Origin of the sequence: Candidatus Tisiphia endosymbiont of Ditula angustiorana, assembly GCF_964026425.1 — a bacterium.
Lineage (GTDB): Bacteria > Pseudomonadota > Alphaproteobacteria > Rickettsiales > Rickettsiaceae > Tisiphia.
Genome location: NZ_OZ032143.1, coordinates 515,818 through 535,761 on the forward strand (window position 1 = coordinate 515,818; position 19,944 = coordinate 535,761).

The window sequence follows — 19,944 nt, forward strand, 5'->3', positions numbered from 1 at the left end:
CTTTTTCACCATTGTTATTTTGTGGGTAATAGTAAGGTTCTGTCTTATGACGTTCCTTCAACTTTTCTCTTTGTTCTTCTGTCAATACATTCTTACTCATAATGTCCTAAACTTTATAATATCTCTCCTATCTTTGCAACTCTTCATTTATGAGTAGTATATCTTAAGATAAGCAACTTACTATCACCGTATATTTTTTCTTTAATTAGCTGTAAAGAATCATCAAAAAAATCATCGCTTTTAGCAAGTTCGACTACAATAATGCTACCATCTTTTAACCATTGACCTTTTTTTAAAGCATTAACTGCCTTCGGTACAAGATTATGATAATATGGAGGGTCAATAAAAATTAAGTCAAAACTGTGACAAGCCGAAGGTAGAGCTACTGCATTAATATTTAGGAAAGTCATTTTATCCAGCTCACCTATTTTACTGGCAAATTCCTTTGCTGCCTGCAAATAATTAGCATTTATATCAACTAATGTAACTGCTCCAGCACCTCTAGAACAGCTTTCAAAAGCTAGACTAGCTGTGCCGGCAAATAAATCGAGAACTTTAGACTCCTTGGTAAATAATCTGCCATCACTAAATTCTCCTGAAGTTAGTATACTAAAGATGGCCTCTCGGATTTTCCCTGTAGAAGGACGATAGTTAGAGTTTTTTAAGGTAGGTATGATCCGGTTTTTATGTTTGCCGGCGATAATTCGTATCATAAAAATTTCTTAAATTTTTCGAATGGCTGTTCTTTATACTGATTTGGTTGCAAATTACCTAATAAAAAATCTCCATAGCTAATTCTAATTAACCGGTTAACAGTCAAGCCAAAATATTCAAATATCTTTCTAATTTCACGATTTTTACCTTCAGTCAAAACTACTTCAAACCAACAATTTGTTCTGCCTGATTTTATTAATTTAATTGATTTAGGATCATAACGTATTTGATCAATTTCTATATTTTTATAATTTTTTAACAAAAAGTTTGGGTTACCATATGCTCTTACTTTATATACACGTTCTATCTTACTTGATGGTAGCTCAAACTTTCTTGCTAAATCACCATTATTGGTTAGTAATAATAGCCCTTCACTATTGAGATCCAGTCGCCCTATTGAGATTACTCTAGGCAGATTCAGCTTTGCAAGACTGGCAAATACCGTTTTTCTACCACTTGTATCTTTATGCGAAGTAATGAGTCCAACAGGTTTGTAATATACCCATAAACGCGGGATCTGTTGTTGATTTATTAGTTTTCCCGATACTTCAATAACACTAGTTTCATCAACATTGGTTGCTGGTGAATCAATAATAACGCCATTTACTTTTACTTGATTATTTTTAATAAGCAGTTCTGCATCACGTCTTGAGCATATCCTTACTATTACCCACAAAATAACAATGGTGAAAAAGAAGTAAAAATAATATACTGATTTGCAATTAAAATATTACATTGTAGAGGTATAGTATGAGTCAAGAAATAATAAATAATTATTTGACCGAGGAATTTAGTGGAGCTATTTTGGGTGATAAAAGGCTGACAAATAGGTTAATAAAGATAGCTGATAATTTTGCAAATATACCTGAAAGCTCAATTAATCAAGCATGTGGAAATTGGGCAGAAACAAAAGCAGCATATCGTTTTTTTAAAAACGATAATGTTAAGGAATCAAAAATATTAGAAGCCCATATTGCTAAAGCAGTAGAAAGAATCAAAGAGCATGATAAAGTTCTTGTTATACAAGATACTAGTTATATCACATATACTAGTCATAAAAAAACTACTGGATTGGGTGTGTTATCAAGAAAAGAGGGAAAGAATGTTAAAAATATTGAATGTAAAGGTCTGATAATGCATACTGCCTTTGCGGTTGCTACCAATGGATTAGCACTTGGGTTGTTGGATCAAAAGATTCACAATAGACCAGCAGTGCCTGAAGAAATACAACAGTTAAAAAAAACTAGTCATGGTAATGCGGTACATATTAAAGATAAAGAAAGTATGAAGTGGCTTAATGCATTACAGAACACTATTAATGCAACGAATAATAGTAATACCCAAATTATAACTGTTTGTGATAGAGAAGCTGATATATATGATTTTTTTGAATTGGCACAAGCTCAGAAATCTAAAGTTTTAGTTAGAGCTGCACAGGATAGAGAAATAAATAAAAAGTCAAAATATTCCAAAAAAGATAGACAATATTTGTGGAAGGTAGTATCGGGTTTCCAGTGTGCTGGAGAAATAGCAGTTAAAGATACTAGTCAAGAAAATAAAGCTAATAGGATTAGACATTTGGAAGTTAGATTTGGAAAATTTATAATGAATCCTCCTGTAAACAATGTAAGACATAAAACAGAAACATTGCCAAATTTACCAGTATATGCCATCAATGTTATTGAGCGTCGTCCCCCTAGTGGAACAACACCATTAGAATGGATGTTACTAACCAATATAGTTATCAATAATTTTGAAGAAGCTATAGAGAAAGTAAGATGGTATTGTTTAAGATGGAGAATTGAAATTTTTCATAAAATTTTAAAATCTGGATTTAGGGTTGAACAATGTAGACTTGCAACAGGAGAAAGATTAATAAAATACTTGACAATCATGAGCATAATTGCTTGGAGAATTTTTTTTATTACTTTAATTGGCAGAACTAATCCTAATCTACCATGTAGTGTAATATTAGCTGAAGAAGAATGGCGAGTTTTGTATGTAAAGATACACAAAGCAGCTCCCCCTAATAATACAATTCCTACAATAAAAAATGCTATAATATGGGTTGCTAAATTGGGTGGGTATTTAGCAAGAAAAAATGATCTAGAGCCTGGTCCTATTGTATTGTGGAGAGGATGGCAACGGTTATTTGATCTAGTTCAAGGTTATCAATTAGCTAACTCTAATATTTGTGGGTAATAGTAAGGAGCATATCCCTGCGTTACTAATCGTTTTTGCTAGCCTTTGTGTACTATCCTGTTTCAAATGAACATCCTATATTTTTTACTTACTAGTTCACCTTACGTATAGCATTTAAAAATTGCAGAAAAGTACAAGAGTCTATTAGCGAGACCACGTGAGTGTAGTGGCAATCCACATTCATTAGAGCTTCGTCGCTACTAAAGTAGCTCCTCGCTAATAGACGCCGGGCTGTTTTCTTCCTATGTATAACTACAATAATAGTCTTAATTTTGATAATATAACATTTATGAGTATTTTGTCTAATGTAAGAATTTTAGTTGTTGTGCGGGCTTTCCAATCCATAGATCGTACTTGATCGCATAATACTGCTCCCTTTATTTGTTCAAAGTTTATTATCACTTCAAAAGGATAGCCCTTAATTTGACTAGTGATAGGTACAAATAGAGCAAGACCACTCTTAAGGTTATATTTATAAGGAGTAAGAACTACCGCTGGTCGTGTTTTTTGAATCTCTTTGCCTTTTTGAGGTTCAAAATTAAGCCAAACTACATCACCTCTTTCAGGGATGAATGTTACCACGATTCATTACCTACAGTAATGTCATCATTTAATATTTCATGATGACAGTTAGAATCTGTAATATTATCCAATAATATATCTAATTCTGATGTTTCTGTACTGATAATCAAATAGTTATCAGCTATTTCTAAATTAATAAATGTACCTTGTTGAAAATGTAACTTATCAGCTAGATGTTTAGGAATTCTAATTCCCAAGCTATTTCCCCATTTTTGGATTTGAGTTTGCATAATATTATTAATATTGTTACTGTATAAACAAGTATATACAGTAAACCTACATTCTGCAAGTTAAAAATTCTTTTTCGTCATTGCAAGGAGCTATATCACCATAGTACCCTACATTTTTCTATAATCGTCATAGCAAGGCTCTTTAGATGCCGTGGCGATCTAGGTAAACAGCGAAACTGTTTTTTTAGAGTAACGCTTCGCGTATCCTGGATTGCCGCGTCGCCGCTTTCAGCGACTCCTTGCTAATAGACTATCAGCAGCTATTTTAATAGTGGTTATATAAAAAATGTAGGGTACTATGCTATATCACCCCCCTACCCTGTTATTACGTAGTTGTAACATCCCCAAAAGGAGTAAAAAATAGGCAAACATCTGTATAAAAAATACCATGTCACTCAATTCTGGTAAAAATATAACGATAATAGGTTGTAATAAAATGGCTACTCCACTTGAAAATAATACTATCCTAGTGCATGTTTGCCAAGAGGATTTAGGACCAAAATAATTAGTTAACAGATATATTAATATGATAATAAAACTTTTTTCGAATAAAATTGTTACAAAACGAACAACTATCATTATCGGCATTAAAATGTAAATAAATACCTTCGGTGCTTGTGTAAGGATTCCGGAAAAATGCTTTTTAATGACTTCTTCAGTTAGAATTTTTTGATCAGAAGTAAATAATTTAGAATATCCAATACTAAATGCACTCTTTTTTTTATCAGTTATTTCAATCGTAGTAAGGGTTATATTATTGCTACTAAAGAGGATAGGAACTTTAATTTTCTCGCTATAAGGTAGTTGATTCTTTGAGTCTATAACAGCAATTTTATTACCATTTTCATCAAGTAAATATATAGGTTCATCTTGATTAACTAAAATTTTACTACCATCATAATAGATTTCCGGTAACTGTTTTAATATATATTCAATAGTTGTGGTGCTTTTTGTAGTGCGGTTTTCAGTAAAATAATCCGTCAAAGCCAACAAATAATTAAATATAAAAAGACAAAAAATCAATGATGATATAAAAGATACCGTAAATATGTACTTAATTCCATACCCTGTATATGATCTATAAACATCTTGGTAAAAATTTATTGAACTAATTGATAACCGTAATTGATGAAATAAAGTAGCAAACCACGAGAAAACGGATAATAGTTTTGTTGTCATAATATCTATTTTGATGTAGATTCATAAAAAATTTTTATCAATGTATTCCAATTCTTGAAACTAGAAAAGTAAGCAAGTGTGCAAGTTTAAGTAAATATAATAGTTTTTAAGGGTTGATGTCATTCTTAGCAACGGCAGGAATCTAAAAAAATAGTATAGATAATATTGTTAGATATTTTAGATTCCTGCCTTCGCAGGGATGACACCGAGGTTACTTAAGTTAATAAAACTTGCACACTTGGTAAAGTATATATCTTTTAACATAAAATTAATATTTATTATAATGAAGTTTAATAAAATACCAAAATATTCAGAAAAATATTGTAAATTAAGTGACTGTATTAGAGTTTTAGCAAGTGATAGCATAGAACATGCCAAGTCAGGGCATCCGGGTATGGTACTTGGTATGGCAGATGTGATGACAGTTTTAGTGTTTGATTTTCTTAAATTCAATCCTAATGATCCAACTTGGTTTGACCGTGATCGCCTAGTTCTATCAGCTGGACATGGATCTATGTTGCTTTATAGTTTTTATTATTTAACAAATTATAAAAATTTTTACTTAGAAGATTTAAAACAATTTCGAAAATTACATTCAAAAACTCCTGGACATCCAGAATATGGGGCATATGAAGCTATTGAGGCTACTACAGGTCCTTTAGGTCAGGGATTTGCCACTTCAGTGGGTATGGCGATTGGTCAAAAAAAATATCAACAAAAATTGGGCAAAGATCTTAGTGATCATAAGATTTACTGTATAATTGGAGATGGATGCCTAATGGAAGGTATAAGCTACGAGGCTGCTTCTTTAGCTGGGCATTTATGCCTTAATAACTTAATAGTTTTATTTGATGATAATAAAATTTCCATCGATGGTCCTACCAACCTTACCGTATCTGAAGACCATTTGCTTAAATTTGCTGCCATGGGTTGGATTACCGAATCTATTGATGGACATGATTTTGAGCAAATTAATGCCAGCTTAACTAGGGCAAAAAATTCTGATAAACCCTACTTCATTGCCTGTCGTACTTTAATTGCCAAAGGTTCTATTAACAAGGTAAATTCAAATGCAGCCCATGGTTCGCCCCTTGGCAAAGACGAAGTTAAACTGCTAAAAGAAAATTTAGGTTTTAAGGATGAAGAGTTTGGTCTGCCAAAAAAATTAAAAGACCTATGGGGCATCGCTTGGCTAAGAAATCAAGTGAGTTATAATAATTGGCAGGAAAACTTTGTTGATATAAGTCAAGAACAAAAAGCGTATTTTGCTAGACCTAATATCGATTGTTCTTTTCTTGATAATATCCCTATCCCGGTAAAAGATGAAGCAACTCGTAGTTCATCCGGTAGAATTGTAGAAGAATTAAGCAAACTATCTGATAAAATTATTTTTGGGTCAGCTGATTTATCATTATCCAATAATATTAAAAATAATCATAGTAAGGTAATCAGTAAAGATGATTTTAGCGGCAATTACATCCATTATGGTGTTCGTGAGAATGCTATGGGTTCTATCATGAACGGACTGTCATTATCAGGATTTTTGCCTGTAGGTGCTACTTTTCTAGTCTTTTCTGATTATATGAAGCCAAGTATGCGACTTTCTGCTATTATGCAGCAACAAGTAATCTATATAATGACTCACGATTCAATCGGTGTAGGAGAAGACGGGCCTACTCACCAGCCAATTGAGCATCTAGCATCCCTCCGAAGTTTACCAAATATGATGGTACTACGCCCTGCAGACTATATAGAAACAGCTGAGTCTTGGCGAATTGCACTATCTAATAAACAAGGTCCTTCTGTTCTTGCTTTAACAAGACAAGCTGTTCCTCAAATTACTAAGATTCAAGATAGAGAAAATCAAATAGTTAGCCACATCAGTTCACAAAATTTATGCTCTAAAGGTGGGTATATATTGTCAGGTTTTATATCATTCCCGCGACTACATTCACTGTCATCCCTGCGAAGGCAGGGATATAAAGAAAACCATGAAAGGTTATTAGACATTATGGATTCCCGCCTTCGCGGGAATGACATCGGGAACAGGGATAACAATGAGTGTAGTGACGAGGATGACATAAGCAATAGGGATGACGGTCAAACTATTACTATATTTGCCACAGGTTCTGAATTATCAATTGCTTTAAAAGTACAAGAGCTGCTAACTAACCATGGTTTTAAATCTGAGGTCATATCAATATTATGTTTTGAGCTGTTTTTTAAACAAAAACCTAGCTATATCCAAAATATTTTATCTAGGGGTAACTTAAAAGTTGCTATAGAAGCTGCAAGTAGTTTCGGCTGGCATCGAATCATCGGAGAAAACGGGCTGTTCTTTGGAGTCGACCAATTTGGTCTATCTAGCTGTTCTGAAGATGTATACTCATATTTTGGCCTTACTCCTTCAAATATCCTAGAAAAGATTATGGTAAAAATTAAGGAGATGAAAGAGCGAATTCGGGATAAGAATTAACTAATTCTTATCCCGAATTCATACATAATACCATTTCCCATTATTAACCCAGCATTATACTACAGTTGTAGTTACTACCCAGAGTTGTCATTCCCGCTTCGGTCAGGAATCTAAAAAAATAGCCTAAAAAACTATTAAACATTATTAGATCCCAGCTTTCGCTGGGATGACATCGTTTTGACATTAGTACTACACTGTAGTGCTAAATAGCGTAGTTAATAATGGGAAATGGTATTAAACATAAATCGGGAAATTATCTACTAATTTTTTAACTTGCTTGCGAGTTTCTTGCTCACAATCATTATTATCTTGCGTAGCTTTCAACCCATCTAATACTTTGCAAATCATCTCGCCAACTTCTATAAATTCCTTTTCTTTGAATCCTCTAGTGGTGCATGCTGGAGTACCAAGCCTAATACCAGAAGTAATAAACGGTGAAGTTGTATCAAATGGTATAGCATTTTTATTACAGGTTATGCCGGCTCTTTCAAGCGAATCTGCGGCCATCTTACCAGTTATACCATATTTTCGCAGGTCCACTAATACTATATGATTATCAGTGCCATTAGTTAAAATATCGTAGCCTCTTGCCATTAAACTACTAGCAAGAGCTTTTGCATTACTCATAACCTGTTTTATATAAAGATGATAGTCTAGTTTTAAGGCTTCCAAAAATGCTACTGCTTTTGCTGCAACAATATGCATTAACGGTCCACCTTGCATGCCAGGAAATAAAGCAGAATTTATCTTTTTGCCCAATTCCTCATCGTTTGAAAGAATAATACCACCACGTGGACCACGCAGAGTTTTATGAGTAGTAGAGGTAACAGCATGAGCATAAGGTAAGGGGCTTGGATGTTCCTTTGTAGCAACAAGTCCGGCAATATGGGCAATATCTGCTAGCAAATATGCCCCTACTCTATCAGCAATTTCCCTAAATTTGCTAAAATCTAATTGACGTGAGTAAGCAGAATAGCCAGCTATAATCAATTTAGGTTTATGCTGCACGGCCATTTGCTCTATTTGTGAATAATCAATTAAGAAAGTTTCTTTATTCACCGAATAGGACACAGAGTTAAACCATTTGCCAGACAAGTTAGGGGAAGCACCATGAGTCAAATGCCCCCCTGTATCTAGCGACATACCAAGTATGGTGTCATGTGGCTTTAATAGGGCTAAAAATACTGCCTGATTAGCCTGAGAGCCGGAATGAGGCTGAACGTTAGCATAGTTACAATTAAATAGTTTTTTTACTCGTTCTATTGCTAAAAGCTCAGCTTTATCAACCTCTTTACAACCATTATAATAGCGTTTTCCCGAATATCCTTCAGCATATTTATTGGTAAGAACTGACCCTTGTGCTTCTAATACTGCCGGGCTTACAAAATTTTCAGAAGCAATCAATTCGATAAAATCATGCTGACGCTTTTTTTCAGCATTAATAATTTGGTATATTTCATTATCTGTTTCAGATAATTTATTAGGACAAATACTCATTGGGCTAACTTACTATTTTAGTTGTAAAGTTATTTTTAACTTCAGGAGGAGGTATGTCATCCACTCACCCACTCGATGTTATTTGGGAATGGCATCGAGAGTACGGTAACGTTATATCGAACTCACGCCAATTCGAGATAAGAATTGACAAATTCTTATCCCGAATTGGCGTGAACTCAGGTTACTTTAACGCTTTCAAGCCTTCTTCAAGACCTTTCGTAGAAAGTGGAAGATTTACTTGTTGACCAGCTGAATTCATTATCCCCACGATAGGATTAGCATCTTTTGATAAAATATCTTTAAGATCTTTATCTGATATTTCAGCAACAGCCTGACAAGAATCTTTTGTACAAGTAACGTACTTACCTGGAGCAACTAATTTTTGAGAACTAATAATTGACGTACCTGGAGCAACAGAAACATCCGTAGGAACTATTTGTATCATTTTTAAACTTTTTGCCTTACCACTACCCAAATAACCTACTTGATACACAGCTAACACTTGTTGTTTACCATCTTTATTAGTAGAGTTAATTGCTTGACTTAAATAACAGACCTGTCTTTTTTCAGCATCTGTGGTGCAGTTAACTACCCAATCTGAAAATTTTTGCCCCTCTTTAACCGCAGCATCAACTCTACTAGGATTACCAAGAAATAGTCCCAAACCCATTACAGCAAGACCAGCTGTAACAAACAATGATTTTTTAATACAGTTTGTCATAATTCTACTTATTTAATTATTTATATTATTAGTGGGCAATGACAGATTCGAATTGCCGCCCTTTTGTAAGCGAGGATGTCGTAATTTTGACGCCTAATTTCTCTTTTTCAGTCCTTAAAACCTAGTCCTTAAGATTTCTTCGCTTACTCGAATTTAAGGACTAGAGGATATCTGAATCTAATATATTTGTCAATCTGTTAAAATTAAGTTATCTATTTATAAACCTCAAGTATCGATGTAATAAATTAATAGTAGGCTCAAGTAATCATCGCCATTAGGGGTACATCCGAAGGTGCAGAGATTGACATTGCTTTTTATTTAAGATAACATTAACATGTAGCTTAAACCTTTTTAGGTTAGCTATAAGGTTTAAGCATAGAAAAGAATATGATAGATACTACTAAACCTAAAATTTGGGTACTGGCTGACAGCAGCGTAGGTAACGCCAATCAAGCCATAGCTCTAGCAGAAAAGATCAAGCTTGGTTACGAATTAAAACCTATTGAATATAATTTTTGGGGTAATTTGCCAAATTTCTTACTCCGATTAAGCCCTATCCATGTAAAAAAGGAACTATTACAATCGTGGGAATTTATTACAGACAGGCAAGGATTCCCAGACTTAATAATTTCTGCCGGGAGAAGAACTGCTTCTTTAGCAAGTTATTTAAAACATAAGTCTAATGGTAGAATAAAAATTGTTCAAATTATGCACCCTAACCTACCGTTCAAGCAATTTGATCTAATTATTTTACCACACCATGATAAAGTTAGTAAGGAAGAACTAAATATGTACTCAAGTGATTTGAGTATATTGAGAATTACTGGGGGTCTGAACAATGTCCAAGCAAAAATACAGGATGGCGGCATTGAATTACGTAAAAATTATCCAAAACTTGGGAAATTTATCTCAGTAATTATCGGTGGTAATAGTAAAAATTATACTTTTACCGATGATAATGCTCGCCAAATTACAACAATATTATCTAATCTTATACAAAAAAGCAAAGAATATAGCTTGTTTATTAGTTTTAGTAGACGCACCCCCAATTCAGCAAAAGAAATTATTAAAAACAATATATCTTCCTCTGCCATTATTTATGATCCAACAGAGGAAAACACTAAACCTAACCCTTATTTTGGTATGTTATCACAGGCAGATTACATAATTTCTACTGCTGATTCGATTTCAATGTGTAGTGAGGCAGCCTCCACTGGCAAGCCTCTTTACATATTTTATCCTAATAATTTTAAATCACCTAAACATCTATCGTTTACACAAAAATTGGTAGAATTAGGAATAGCGAGAATATTAGACGAATCTGTAACTCAGCTTGAACAGTATAATTATCTCCCACTTAATGAAGTAGAAAAAATTGCTAATATAATAGTCTCAAAAAATTGGATACGCTCATGATATTAATTGACTCTCATTGCCATTTAAACATGTTGAAAGAAGATTTATCAACAATAATAGCTCGGGCTAAGGATAATGGTGTTCAGTACATGCAGACTATTTGTACTACCCTTGAGGAATTACCGGCTATTTTAGAAATAACCGTAAAATACGGTAATATATTTGCCTCATGTGGCGTACATCCTAATGAAGTCAAAGAAATCGCTATGTGCGAAACTATTGTGGATTATTCTAATCACCCTAAAATTATTGGTATTGGTGAAACTGGTCTTGATTATTATTACCAAACATCCGACAAAAATAAACAGATTGGTTCTTTTGGGCAACATATACAAGCATCTCAAAGTACCGGGTTACCAATTATAGTACATACAAGAGAAGCAGAAGAAGATACTATTGATATTTTAAGCAGTGAAATACAAAACGCACCATTTACCGGTCTTATTCATTGCTTTACATCCTCAAAACATTTGGCAAAGAAAATGCTTGACCTTGGTATGTATATATCGGTTGCTGGAATTGTAACTTTTAAAAATGCAGCTAGTTTACAGGATATAGTACGTTATATTCCACTAGATAGATTATTAATTGAAACAGATTCTCCTTACCTAGCCCCCGTTCCAATGCGTGGAAAGCAAAATGAGCCAGCCTTTGTTAAATATGTAGCAGAAAAAATAGCTGAAATAAAGGAAACAAACCTAGAAACAATAGCAAGTGCCACTTCCAAAAATTTTATGTCTTTATTTACTAAAACACATCTTATGTATTCAACTACTGTTTGAAAGGAAATTGTCACATATTGCTAATAAAAATAATATATCTTTAAATCAGATTTATTTACATAATAGACTAATGCATATGATGCTGCTAATAGTTAATAATCAACTTTAATTAATGAGTTAGATATGTTTATCACCTTATTAAACTTCAATTCGATGTAAGACATCGGTTTAATAGCCTAGGGTGTCCAACCCACAACTGTCGAAAGTTAGAAGAGGAAGGGGTTTTAAATAGGGTAACGTCATTGCGAGGAAGACCGTAGGTCGACGAAGCAATCCAAAAAAGTAACCATAAGTGGATTGCTTCGTCGGCTTACGCCTTCTCGCAATGACAGCGGTTATAAGCCCACAACTTTTAAACTGTCATTATGACTTCTAAAACCGCTTCCTCTTCTAACTTTCGACAGCTGTGGGATGTCACCCCTAATGGCGATGATTACCCTACTATTAATTTATTACATCGATACTTGAGGTTATAAATATACTCATAAGAACGAAACTGTATGCAAGAATCTAGTTATAGTTAAGTCAGTTGGATTTGCTACGTAGTTGTTCGATTTCTCTCTAGAGTAGTGAGTACTAGGTTTTGCTCCTCACTCTTAGTATCAAATCCAACTGACTTGACTAACTTCAAAAGTTGAACAACTTGTAAAGCTAGTTAATTACTACGGTTTAGACTTGATTACCTTGAGATGCTACTATTGAATTAATCAGTTCAACTATTTTCTGCCTAATCTGTGGATTTTGAATCTCGGTAAATCCTTTCACAAGATAAGATACTTCTTTTTCTGTATCGTATTTTAAAGGTACTAAATATTCTGCTTTATCTTCAGCAATAATATTATTTACAAGACTATTGTTGTATTGCGTATCAAATAGGTAATCCTCTGATACCTCAGTAGTTTTAGTTATATCAAGAAAATATTCAATAGATACATTTAATATTTTTGCAAAAAAATACAATATACTGCCAGCTATTGGGGTAGTAGCATCTTCATATTTTTGTATCTGTTTTACACTAAGATTAATAGCTTCACTCAATTCTTGTTGGCTTATGCCGAGCATTATACGACGCTTTTTTAAACGCATACCTACAATTATATTTATTCTTTCTTTTGATTCATTAGATTTATTCATTGTTATAATAATTTAATATTTCCCTATCTATTACAACTAATGATAGTATAGTATTCTAACTTAATCAAGTAATTTTTTATTGATATTGATAAGATTTTTTATTAAAATGTAACTAATAAGGGTAGTTATTATTGCTAACAAGGCACATATATCTCCAAATTGTGAGTATAAAGTTTCAAATTTTAGCTTGTCGGGAAGTAAGTTATCTATATAACCTACTTCATTGATGCTACGTTGTTGAATAATTCTGCCTAAGGGATCTATTACAGCCGATATACCATTATTAGCCGCTCTAAGCATAGGAAGACCGTTTTCTACACTACGCATACGACTGATCTGTAAATGTTGGTATGGGCCAGTGGAGTTTCCATACCATGCATCGTTAGTGACATTAATGATCACATCTGAAAGTTTATTACTCGTTCGAACAAAATTTGGAAAAATTGATTCATAGCAAATAAGTGGTTTTATGGTTATATTAGGTTTATCAAGACTAACGAGCTGTCCATCTCCTGCGGTATAATCTAAGAACCCAGGGGTTAATTTCTTAAATGGGAATAGCCATTTGAGAGGCATATACTCACCAAATGGTACTAAATGAGATTTATGATACTCAAATAATTTATTTCCTACTTCTGTTAAAGCGTATAAACTCGTATAAATTTCAAAATCCTCCCCATTCTTACCATTATTTGTTATACCACCAGTGATTAAAATTGCCTTTTTACTTTTCAGCATCTTTAATATTTTTATTTTGATTGGTTGATAATCATATGGTACTACCATAGCAGCTTCCGACCATATAATTAGGTCTACGTTGCCCGGCTCTTTAGACAATGCGATATGAAGATTAAAATTTTTCCAAAATTCTTCAACGTCCCACTTGGCAATTTGTGGAATACTTGGCTGAACTAGTCGGACTTTTATATTTGAGAAGCTGGTAGGATTGTTATGTAGCTTTAATAAACCATAGGAAGTTATTAGAGCGATTATTACCAATGAATTTGCTAATAATATTTTTAATAGATTATATTGTTTAGTAAAGATATGATAAAAACTAGTTGATATATATATTACAATAAAACTTAAACCATATATTCCTATGATACTAGAAGACTGAATTAGAATATCAGAAAATGAAAAAGCATATCCAAGCAAATTCCATGGTAACCCGGTAAATATCCATGATCTTACCCATTCAAAAAATACCCAATAAAGGCAAAAGATAAACTGATAAAAATGATGATTCTTGGCTAGGAATCCGAAGCCACAGATTGTAGCAATGAAACAAGCCAAAATAATTGGTAGACCAAATAATGCCAGTGGCACTGCCCACCAAAATTCATCAATATAAACAGTAACCCCTATACTAATCCAGTATATACTGACTAGAAAATGCCCATAGCCAAATATAAAACCTAATATAGAAGCTTCTTTCCAGCTATTAGCAATTTGTACTTGATAACATAGCAGTGCCAAGGCAAATAATCCAGGTATAAAGAAAATTGGAGCAAAAACTAAACCACTAATCATACCTGAAATCAGGGTGAATATTTTGGATAAGAACATTAATGTTATTTTGATAAAAGTTGTTTACAAAAATATACATCATGCTATTGTTTGGGCAAGGTTTTAATAAAAATAAAAGAATATATATGCAAGTTAAAGTCACTGGTTTGCTTGATGGTAAGAAGGGATTAATTACAGGTGTCGCTAATAATTTATCAATATCTTGGGCTATTGCTCAAATGGCCAAAGAACATGGTGCAAACTTAGCCTTTACCTATCAAGGAGAAGTGCTTGCAAAACGCGTTATACCACTTGCTGAAGAAATTAAGTGTGATTTCGTTGTTCCGTGTGATGTAACAGATGAAGAATCACTTGATAATTTGTTTAAAATTATTGAGCAGAAGTGGGGCAAACTCGATTTCTTGGTTCATTCTATTGCTTTTTCTGATAGGAATGAATTACAAGGTAGATACATAGATACCTCATTGTCTAACTTTCTTAATACCATGAATATATCATGTTATTCTCTGATTGCCTTGGCAAAACGTGCAGAACCTTTGATGAAAGACGGTGGTAGTATCCTTACCCTAACTTATTATGGTTCACAAAAAGTAGTCCCTAATTATAATGTCATGGGGCCTGCTAAAGCTGCGTTGGAATCTAGTGTAAAATATCTTGCAACTGATATGGGATCAAATAACATCCGAGTAAATGCCATATCAGCTGGTCCTATAAAAACTCTAGCATCTAGTGGTATTAATGATTTCAAAACTATGTTAGCTCTCCATGAAGCTGCATCGCCGTTACGCAGAAACACTTCTCAGCGTGATGTTGCAGGGGCTACATTATACTTGCTGAGTAACTTAGCAGAAGGAGTTACTGGTGAAATACATTATGTAGATTGTGGCTATAACACTACAGTAGGGATGGGTAAAGCTTCTAGTAATTGCCATTAACTATACTGAATCGTATATGTCCCTACTCGTTCATCCCTGCTTCTCTTTATGTCATTCCCGTGCAGGTAGCGGAATCTACAATATCTAATAGCCTTTACAGGTTATTTTTTGGATTCCAGCTTTTAGCTAGGAATGACATACTTTTTGGTTCTGTAAGTACCATTAACCATAGTACCCTACATTTTTTGTGTAATCGCACCTACAGACACCACAATCGTCATTGCGAGGAGCTGCGACAGCAGCGACGTGGCAATCTTTATGCAGTATTACGCCTCACTTCACTAGATCGCCACGGCATCTAAAGATGCCTCGCGATGACGATTATAGAAAAAAGTAGGGTACTATGGACATCTAGTCTGCCTTACCTAAATCACTTTGATAAAGTTATCATCAGGAATCAATGGCTCTCCTCTGAAATTTACTGCATTGTTGAACTTATTGCAACAAGTTATAAATTTTTTATCACAACCTACAGTAAGTAAAACAGTTTTATTATGCTTCATACTATCGGGAATTGTTTTATCCAATGTAATTAAATTCTCAGAATGACTAAGGATTTTACTATAAAACTGAACATCAGCTTGATCATCAGCTAAAATAGCATCCCCGTAATTGAAATAACCATTTTCTTTATCAAGGTTTGAGATAACCATAGTTCTACCAAACATTTCCTTAATATTATATATCTGACTATAAACTTTTTTATCTATTTTGCATTTCAAATCACCAAAATTAGCACGACAATTCTTACTAAAAGATTGCAGTAACGACTGATTATATACGTCTATATTTGGCTCTAAACGTAAAGTAAAATCCAAATCTCTTTTGGTATAAGTGATGCAGCGATAAGTAACAAAATGCCTACAAGAGTTAGCAAAACAAACATATATCTTGACCATAGCTTGTGCTAAATCATGATGTTGCTTTACTCCCTCATTCTCAAAAACTCCTTCTAAGATAATGTAATTCTGGGCAGAATCATTAAATCCTCCTTCCTTTAAAGTCACTCCAGAATTCGGAACAAATATTACATTATCAATTGATAAAGATCTATCAGACTCGGTAAGATACAGATCAAGACTATCTTGTAGTTTTATATGGAAACAATAAGTAAACCCCTGTAATTCAGCTATGGGATTATCAATATTTTCTGCTAAAGCTACTGTCATATAACCTCCAATAATTCTATGGGAGATAATTCTATTGACCCGTCAGAAGAATAAAAATATTCAAAACTATCACTAGCAAATCGCATAGCTACATCAAAAATAAAATTACCTGTCAAAATTTGATCTTTATCTAATGGTTTTGGCAAGGTTACTACTCCAGTATTATAATCAACTTGAATCTCTGTATTGATATCATTAACATAGAATTCTCCACTACCAAATACCGGTTTACTAATTGTCCTAGCATAGGGCAAAATTGGGTCTTCATATAGTTTAACTAGTTGGAATTGCGTTAATTCCCCATCACCTTTGCCAATAATTTGCCTTGATACTTGATAATCAACATTATCTCTAAAACGGAAGGCAAAATTCCCTCCTCTTCTTGCTCTAAAGAAAGAACTAAACTGTTCAAATTCGAGACTACTCAGGCGACAATTTTTAATCAAATATTTTTGTTTAGCATATTCTCTATCTAAATTTCTCACTTCTCTGCCCGATAATGTCATAGCACAAGAAGTAGCAAATTCTGGTCTGCCAACAGCAAAAGTTTCAATAAATTTTGGCATACGTATATCATGAAAATTCATAATTTCTCCTGTAAATGTGTCATACCATTTCCCATTATTAACTACGCTATTTAGTGCTACAGTTGTAGTACTAATGTCAAAACGATGTCATCCTAGCTTTCGCTGGGATCTAATAATGTTTAATAGTCTTTAGGCTATTTTTTTAGATTCCCGCCGTTGCTAAGAATGACAGCTCTGGAAGTAATTCTTCATCACTTATTAGCTCCATAATGCAGAGGTCAAGATCAGAAAATTTCCTATTGCTACCTTTACTGCGAGAGCCATATGCTTGAAATGTATATGGATATTTTTTTAAGATAGATTTCAATAATAAAAAATCTTCTTGTTCAAGATTAATCATTTAATTTCTCCAAATCATTTGAGTATACAAAGCTTATTTCTTTAGCTGTTCTACTTCTTCTATGGATAGTTTTGTATATTTAACTATTTTTTCTATCGGCTCATTATTAGCTAGCATTTCTTTTGCCATTGCTATTTTTTCTTCAGCTTTACCTTTAGTAAAATGTTCTGATAAAGCGATATTTTCTGCATCTTCCTGCAATTTAGTCCTAATATATAAGTCGTATTCTGCTGGGGTAAGCTTATACCGTTCAATCATATGATAAGCATCTAATACCTTACTGCTCTTAATATCTTTAGGTGGTTCTGTCTCTTGTGTTGCACATTTGAATAGATGTAACCACTCATCAGCAACACTCGTTAATTGTGTTTTTTTAAATTTTCCAAGCTCTATAAATATATAAGAGAGGTCAAATAAATATTGTTTATTAGTAGTAGTCTCAACATTTTTATGAATACTTATATAAGGCACTTCTTTGTCAAATATTCTAGTTTTTACCAATGAAATCACTATTACTGGCAATAAATCCAAGTGAGTTAAACCTTCTATAAGTTGCCCAACATATGAATGGGCAGAATAATATTGTACTCTTTTTAAATAATCGGTTTCATTTCTTTTCTGCATTTCGATAATGTACCAGTTTCCTGATTCATCTTTAACTTTTAAATCAAATACACTTCTCCTACCCTTATGAATCCCCGCTAATTCTTCTACTGGAATAAATTCAATTTCCTTAATTCTGTACATTTCAGATAAATCAAGAACGCTATTAAGAAATTCTTTTAAATTCTCCTTATCACGGAAGATTTTCTTAAACAAACTATCATTTGTTGGGTCTAAATATTTTTCCATATCAATTACTCCCTTTTCCTTCAATATTATTAACTCTATCATTTTCTGATCTTTGAGTATATGGAATAGTTGATTTTCATTAACTATTCCCCTTCAATAAAGCTTTATAATCTATCGTAAGCTTAGTAGTTATAAGGTCAGAACTACGCTGAAAATTTATATTACATGCTTTCATACTAGCAACAATATAATCTTGAAGAATACATGCATTAGCTGTTAATTTATTAGTAATTTTTTCAGCAAGTAAAGTCAACAGGCCTTGGTTTTTATCCCTAGCAAAAGCACTTATCTCAAATTCCACCTCGTAAATATTTTGATCTAATCTTGATATATTTTCAACTTTCAAAATATTTATTAGCAAGAACGGATATTTTGCATCCTGAACTACCGATATATAAATTCGGTCAACGCTAAGTCTAATATCTTGGTCACTAGATAATAATTTATATATTACGTCAGTTTGGGATAAGATATAGATGAAATAGTAATAGATAAAAGGATTGTCAAAAAGGAGTGCCTGCAGTATTTATATTTTTAAACAAAAAAACAAACTACAGGCATGAAAAAAGATATCACAGAATTATATAGTTTTATAGATGATTTTTGTAAAATTTATTTGGAGTATGAACAGAGAAAGTTATTACCATCAAATAAGCAGAGAAATCGCTGTTGTAGCATGAGTTTAAGTGAAATGTTAACAATAATAATTATGTTTCATACATCCTATGCTAAGAATTTTAAATTTTTCTATAAAAGTTATATAGAGTGCATGCATAAGGATGATTTCCCTAAAGCCTTGAGTTATAATAGATTTGTTGAATTAATGGCACGATTATTCATACCGCTAAATATGTTGATTCATTTGTTGTTTGGTGAGGAAACAGGTATTTATTTTATTGACTCTACAACGATTAAAGCTTGTCACAATAAAAGGCGTTATAGCAATAAAGTTTTTAAAGGATTAGCCAAACATAGTAAATCCTCTATGGGGTATTTTTATGGTTTTAAATTACATGTAATAATCAATAATAAAGGGGAGTTTATGGCATTAAAAGTGACCAAAGGCAATGTAGATGATAGGATTCCAGTACCGGAGTTAACAAAAAGATTAACTGGAATTATAGCAGCTGATAAAGGTTATATTAAGCAAAATTTGTTCTTAAATTTATATGAAAGAGGCTTAAAAATGATTCATGGAATTAAGAAGAATATGGAAAATAAATTAATGGATTTGAAAGAAAAAATCTTACTTCGAAAGCGTAACTTAATTGAAACAGTTTTTGATTATCTAAAAAATAAAATGAACCTTGAACATACTAGACATAGATCACCAATAAATGCCTTTGTCCATATATTATCTACTCTTGTTGCTTATTCATTAAAGAAAAATAAACCTTCAACAAAATTTGATTTTAATCTACATGTTCTCAATATCCTTATCCCGAATTGACGTGATATGCCTCTATACCAACTTTTACATCCCTAAATTCTGAATTCCCTAGAGCAGTAAAATCAATAAATGTATGTGATTTACAGGACTTAGCTTTAAAGATTTTTTTAAAATATTTTGTTATCATATTCACCTAAAATAAATAATA

At 32.9% G+C, this 19,944-nt stretch carries 20 protein-coding genes; 6 read left to right on the plus strand and 14 right to left on the minus strand.

The annotated features are described in order from the left end of the window. Positions 1 to 143: 143 nt before the first annotated feature. Together rsmD and AAGD29_RS02265 are read right to left on the minus strand one after the other, a co-directional pair. The gene (rsmD, locus tag AAGD29_RS02260; protein ID WP_341758361.1) at positions 144 to 713 is read right to left on the minus strand and encodes a 16S rRNA (guanine(966)-N(2))-methyltransferase RsmD; all 570 of its coding nucleotides are present in this window, start codon (positions 711 to 713) and stop codon (positions 144 to 146) included. Beyond that, the gene (locus AAGD29_RS02265) at positions 710 to 1,390 is read right to left on the minus strand and encodes a pseudouridine synthase (protein ID WP_341758362.1); all 681 of its coding nucleotides are present in this window, start codon (positions 1,388 to 1,390) and stop codon (positions 710 to 712) included. The genes rsmD and AAGD29_RS02265 overlap by 4 nt, the downstream gene beginning before the upstream one ends. A gap of 74 nt (positions 1,391 to 1,464) precedes the next feature. On the opposite strand from AAGD29_RS02265, the gene AAGD29_RS02270 reads away from it, so the two are divergent. After that, positions 1,465 to 2,916 carry an IS4 family transposase gene (locus AAGD29_RS02270; RefSeq protein ID WP_341757292.1) on the plus strand — a complete coding sequence of 484 codons (1,452 nt, stop codon included), beginning with the start codon at positions 1,465 to 1,467 and terminating at the stop codon, positions 2,914 to 2,916. 252 nt (positions 2,917 to 3,168) lie between these two features. On the opposite strand, the gene mazF is transcribed toward AAGD29_RS02270, so the two are convergent. From mazF to AAGD29_RS02285, 3 genes are all read right to left on the minus strand, one after another. Beyond that, entirely contained in the window at positions 3,169 to 3,498 is a 330-nt protein-coding gene (mazF, locus tag AAGD29_RS02275) for an endoribonuclease MazF (RefSeq protein ID WP_341758363.1), read from the minus strand. After that, on the minus strand, positions 3,492 to 3,728 hold the full coding sequence (locus tag AAGD29_RS02280) for an AbrB/MazE/SpoVT family DNA-binding domain-containing protein (protein WP_341758364.1): 237 nt from the start codon (positions 3,726 to 3,728) through the stop codon (positions 3,492 to 3,494). The genes mazF and AAGD29_RS02280 overlap by 7 nt, the downstream gene beginning before the upstream one ends. A gap of 306 nt (positions 3,729 to 4,034) precedes the next feature. Next, positions 4,035 to 4,907 carry a DUF1189 family protein gene (locus AAGD29_RS02285; protein WP_341758365.1) on the minus strand — a complete coding sequence of 291 codons (873 nt, stop codon included), beginning with the start codon at positions 4,905 to 4,907 and terminating at the stop codon, positions 4,035 to 4,037. Positions 4,908 to 5,190: 283 nt separating this feature from the next. On the opposite strand from AAGD29_RS02285, the gene AAGD29_RS02290 reads away from it, so the two are divergent. After that, positions 5,191 to 7,383 (plus strand): transketolase, encoded by a 2,193-nt coding sequence (locus tag AAGD29_RS02290; protein ID WP_341758366.1) that lies wholly within the window; start codon positions 5,191 to 5,193, stop codon positions 7,381 to 7,383. Positions 7,384 to 7,617: 234 nt separating this feature from the next. Here the strand turns inward: AAGD29_RS02290 and glyA are convergent, their stop codons facing one another. Continuing rightward, positions 7,618 to 8,880, minus strand: coding sequence for a serine hydroxymethyltransferase (gene glyA, locus AAGD29_RS02295; RefSeq protein WP_341758367.1), 1,263 nt, complete (start codon positions 8,878 to 8,880; stop codon positions 7,618 to 7,620). 181 nt (positions 8,881 to 9,061) lie between these two features. After that, positions 9,062 to 9,601 (minus strand): invasion associated locus B family protein, encoded by a 540-nt coding sequence (locus AAGD29_RS02300; protein WP_341758368.1) that lies wholly within the window; start codon positions 9,599 to 9,601, stop codon positions 9,062 to 9,064. Positions 9,602 to 9,988: 387 nt separating this feature from the next. Here AAGD29_RS02300 and AAGD29_RS02305 point away from each other — a divergent pair, with 387 nt between their 5' ends. Together AAGD29_RS02305 and AAGD29_RS02310 are read left to right on the plus strand one after the other, a co-directional pair. Beyond that, the gene (locus AAGD29_RS02305) at positions 9,989 to 11,017 is read left to right on the plus strand and encodes a mitochondrial fission ELM1 family protein (RefSeq protein ID WP_341758369.1); all 1,029 of its coding nucleotides are present in this window, start codon (positions 9,989 to 9,991) and stop codon (positions 11,015 to 11,017) included. Continuing rightward, positions 11,014 to 11,799 carry a TatD family hydrolase gene (locus AAGD29_RS02310; RefSeq protein WP_410521166.1) on the plus strand — a complete coding sequence of 262 codons (786 nt, stop codon included), beginning with the start codon at positions 11,014 to 11,016 and terminating at the stop codon, positions 11,797 to 11,799. Before AAGD29_RS02305 ends, AAGD29_RS02310 begins: the two co-directional genes overlap by 4 nt. Before the next feature lie 669 nt (positions 11,800 to 12,468). On the opposite strand, the gene AAGD29_RS02315 is transcribed toward AAGD29_RS02310, so the two are convergent. Then, positions 12,469 to 12,933 carry a helix-turn-helix transcriptional regulator gene (locus tag AAGD29_RS02315; protein ID WP_341758370.1) on the minus strand — a complete coding sequence of 155 codons (465 nt, stop codon included), beginning with the start codon at positions 12,931 to 12,933 and terminating at the stop codon, positions 12,469 to 12,471. Positions 12,934 to 12,993: 60 nt separating this feature from the next. Then, positions 12,994 to 14,502 (minus strand): apolipoprotein N-acyltransferase, encoded by a 1,509-nt coding sequence (lnt, locus tag AAGD29_RS02320; RefSeq protein WP_341758371.1) that lies wholly within the window; start codon positions 14,500 to 14,502, stop codon positions 12,994 to 12,996. Positions 14,503 to 14,588: 86 nt separating this feature from the next. On the opposite strand from lnt, the gene AAGD29_RS02325 reads away from it, so the two are divergent. Continuing rightward, on the plus strand, positions 14,589 to 15,398 hold the full coding sequence (locus AAGD29_RS02325) for an enoyl-ACP reductase (RefSeq protein WP_341758372.1): 810 nt from the start codon (positions 14,589 to 14,591) through the stop codon (positions 15,396 to 15,398). 365 nt (positions 15,399 to 15,763) lie between these two features. On the opposite strand, the gene AAGD29_RS02330 is transcribed toward AAGD29_RS02325, so the two are convergent. From AAGD29_RS02330 to AAGD29_RS02350, 5 genes are all read right to left on the minus strand, one after another. Then, entirely contained in the window at positions 15,764 to 16,567 is an 804-nt protein-coding gene (locus tag AAGD29_RS02330; RefSeq protein WP_341758373.1) for a DUF2163 domain-containing protein, read from the minus strand. Beyond that, a complete protein-coding gene (locus tag AAGD29_RS02335; RefSeq protein ID WP_341758374.1) occupies positions 16,564 to 17,154 on the minus strand; it encodes a TIGR02217 family protein in 591 nt (196 codons plus the stop codon). The genes AAGD29_RS02330 and AAGD29_RS02335 overlap by 4 nt, the downstream gene beginning before the upstream one ends. Before the next feature lie 142 nt (positions 17,155 to 17,296). Further along, positions 17,297 to 17,494 carry a hypothetical protein gene (locus AAGD29_RS02340; RefSeq protein WP_341758375.1) on the minus strand — a complete coding sequence of 66 codons (198 nt, stop codon included), beginning with the start codon at positions 17,492 to 17,494 and terminating at the stop codon, positions 17,297 to 17,299. A gap of 33 nt (positions 17,495 to 17,527) precedes the next feature. After that, positions 17,528 to 18,388, minus strand: a complete 861-nt coding sequence (locus AAGD29_RS02345; RefSeq protein WP_341758376.1) for an Rpn family recombination-promoting nuclease/putative transposase — start codon at positions 18,386 to 18,388, stop codon at positions 17,528 to 17,530. Between the two features lie 37 nt (positions 18,389 to 18,425). After that, the gene (locus AAGD29_RS02350) at positions 18,426 to 18,692 is read right to left on the minus strand and encodes a hypothetical protein (protein ID WP_341758377.1); all 267 of its coding nucleotides are present in this window, start codon (positions 18,690 to 18,692) and stop codon (positions 18,426 to 18,428) included. A 213-nt stretch (positions 18,693 to 18,905) separates the two neighbouring features. On the opposite strand from AAGD29_RS02350, the gene AAGD29_RS02355 reads away from it, so the two are divergent. Next, positions 18,906 to 19,796, plus strand: coding sequence for an IS982 family transposase (locus tag AAGD29_RS02355; RefSeq protein WP_341757373.1), 891 nt, complete (start codon positions 18,906 to 18,908; stop codon positions 19,794 to 19,796). Positions 19,797 to 19,944: the final 148 nt, after the last annotated feature.

Excerpts from the sequence above, each read along its gene's own strand:
- AAGD29_RS02280 (WP_341758364.1), bottom strand. The coding sequence starts at position 3,728 with ATGCAAACTCAAATCCAAAAATGGGGAAATAGCTTGGGAATTAGAATT.
- AAGD29_RS02290 (WP_341758366.1), top strand. The coding sequence starts at position 5,191 with ATGAAGTTTAATAAAATACCAAAATATTCAGAAAAATATTGTAAATTA.
- AAGD29_RS02355 (WP_341757373.1), top strand. The coding sequence starts at position 18,906 with ATGAAAAAAGATATCACAGAATTATATAGTTTTATAGATGATTTTTGT.
- AAGD29_RS02335 (WP_341758374.1), bottom strand. The coding sequence starts at position 17,154 with ATGAATTTTCATGATATACGTATGCCAAAATTTATTGAAACTTTTGCT.
- AAGD29_RS02325 (WP_341758372.1), top strand. The coding sequence starts at position 14,589 with ATGCAAGTTAAAGTCACTGGTTTGCTTGATGGTAAGAAGGGATTAATT.
- AAGD29_RS02315 (WP_341758370.1), bottom strand. The coding sequence starts at position 12,933 with ATGAATAAATCTAATGAATCAAAAGAAAGAATAAATATAATTGTAGGT.
- AAGD29_RS02330 (WP_341758373.1), bottom strand. The coding sequence starts at position 16,567 with ATGACAGTAGCTTTAGCAGAAAATATTGATAATCCCATAGCTGAATTA.
- AAGD29_RS02310 (WP_410521166.1), top strand. The coding sequence starts at position 11,014 with ATGATATTAATTGACTCTCATTGCCATTTAAACATGTTGAAAGAAGAT.
- glyA (WP_341758367.1), bottom strand. The coding sequence starts at position 8,880 with ATGAGTATTTGTCCTAATAAATTATCTGAAACAGATAATGAAATATAC.
- AAGD29_RS02305 (WP_341758369.1), top strand. The coding sequence starts at position 9,989 with ATGATAGATACTACTAAACCTAAAATTTGGGTACTGGCTGACAGCAGC.
- AAGD29_RS02300 (WP_341758368.1), bottom strand. The coding sequence starts at position 9,601 with ATGACAAACTGTATTAAAAAATCATTGTTTGTTACAGCTGGTCTTGCT.
- lnt (WP_341758371.1), bottom strand. The coding sequence starts at position 14,502 with ATGTTCTTATCCAAAATATTCACCCTGATTTCAGGTATGATTAGTGGT.
- AAGD29_RS02270 (WP_341757292.1), top strand. The coding sequence starts at position 1,465 with ATGAGTCAAGAAATAATAAATAATTATTTGACCGAGGAATTTAGTGGA.
- AAGD29_RS02345 (WP_341758376.1), bottom strand. The coding sequence starts at position 18,388 with ATGATAGAGTTAATAATATTGAAGGAAAAGGGAGTAATTGATATGGAA.
- rsmD (WP_341758361.1), bottom strand. The coding sequence starts at position 713 with ATGATACGAATTATCGCCGGCAAACATAAAAACCGGATCATACCTACC.
- AAGD29_RS02340 (WP_341758375.1), bottom strand. The coding sequence starts at position 17,494 with ATGATTAATCTTGAACAAGAAGATTTTTTATTATTGAAATCTATCTTA.
- AAGD29_RS02285 (WP_341758365.1), bottom strand. The coding sequence starts at position 4,907 with ATGACAACAAAACTATTATCCGTTTTCTCGTGGTTTGCTACTTTATTT.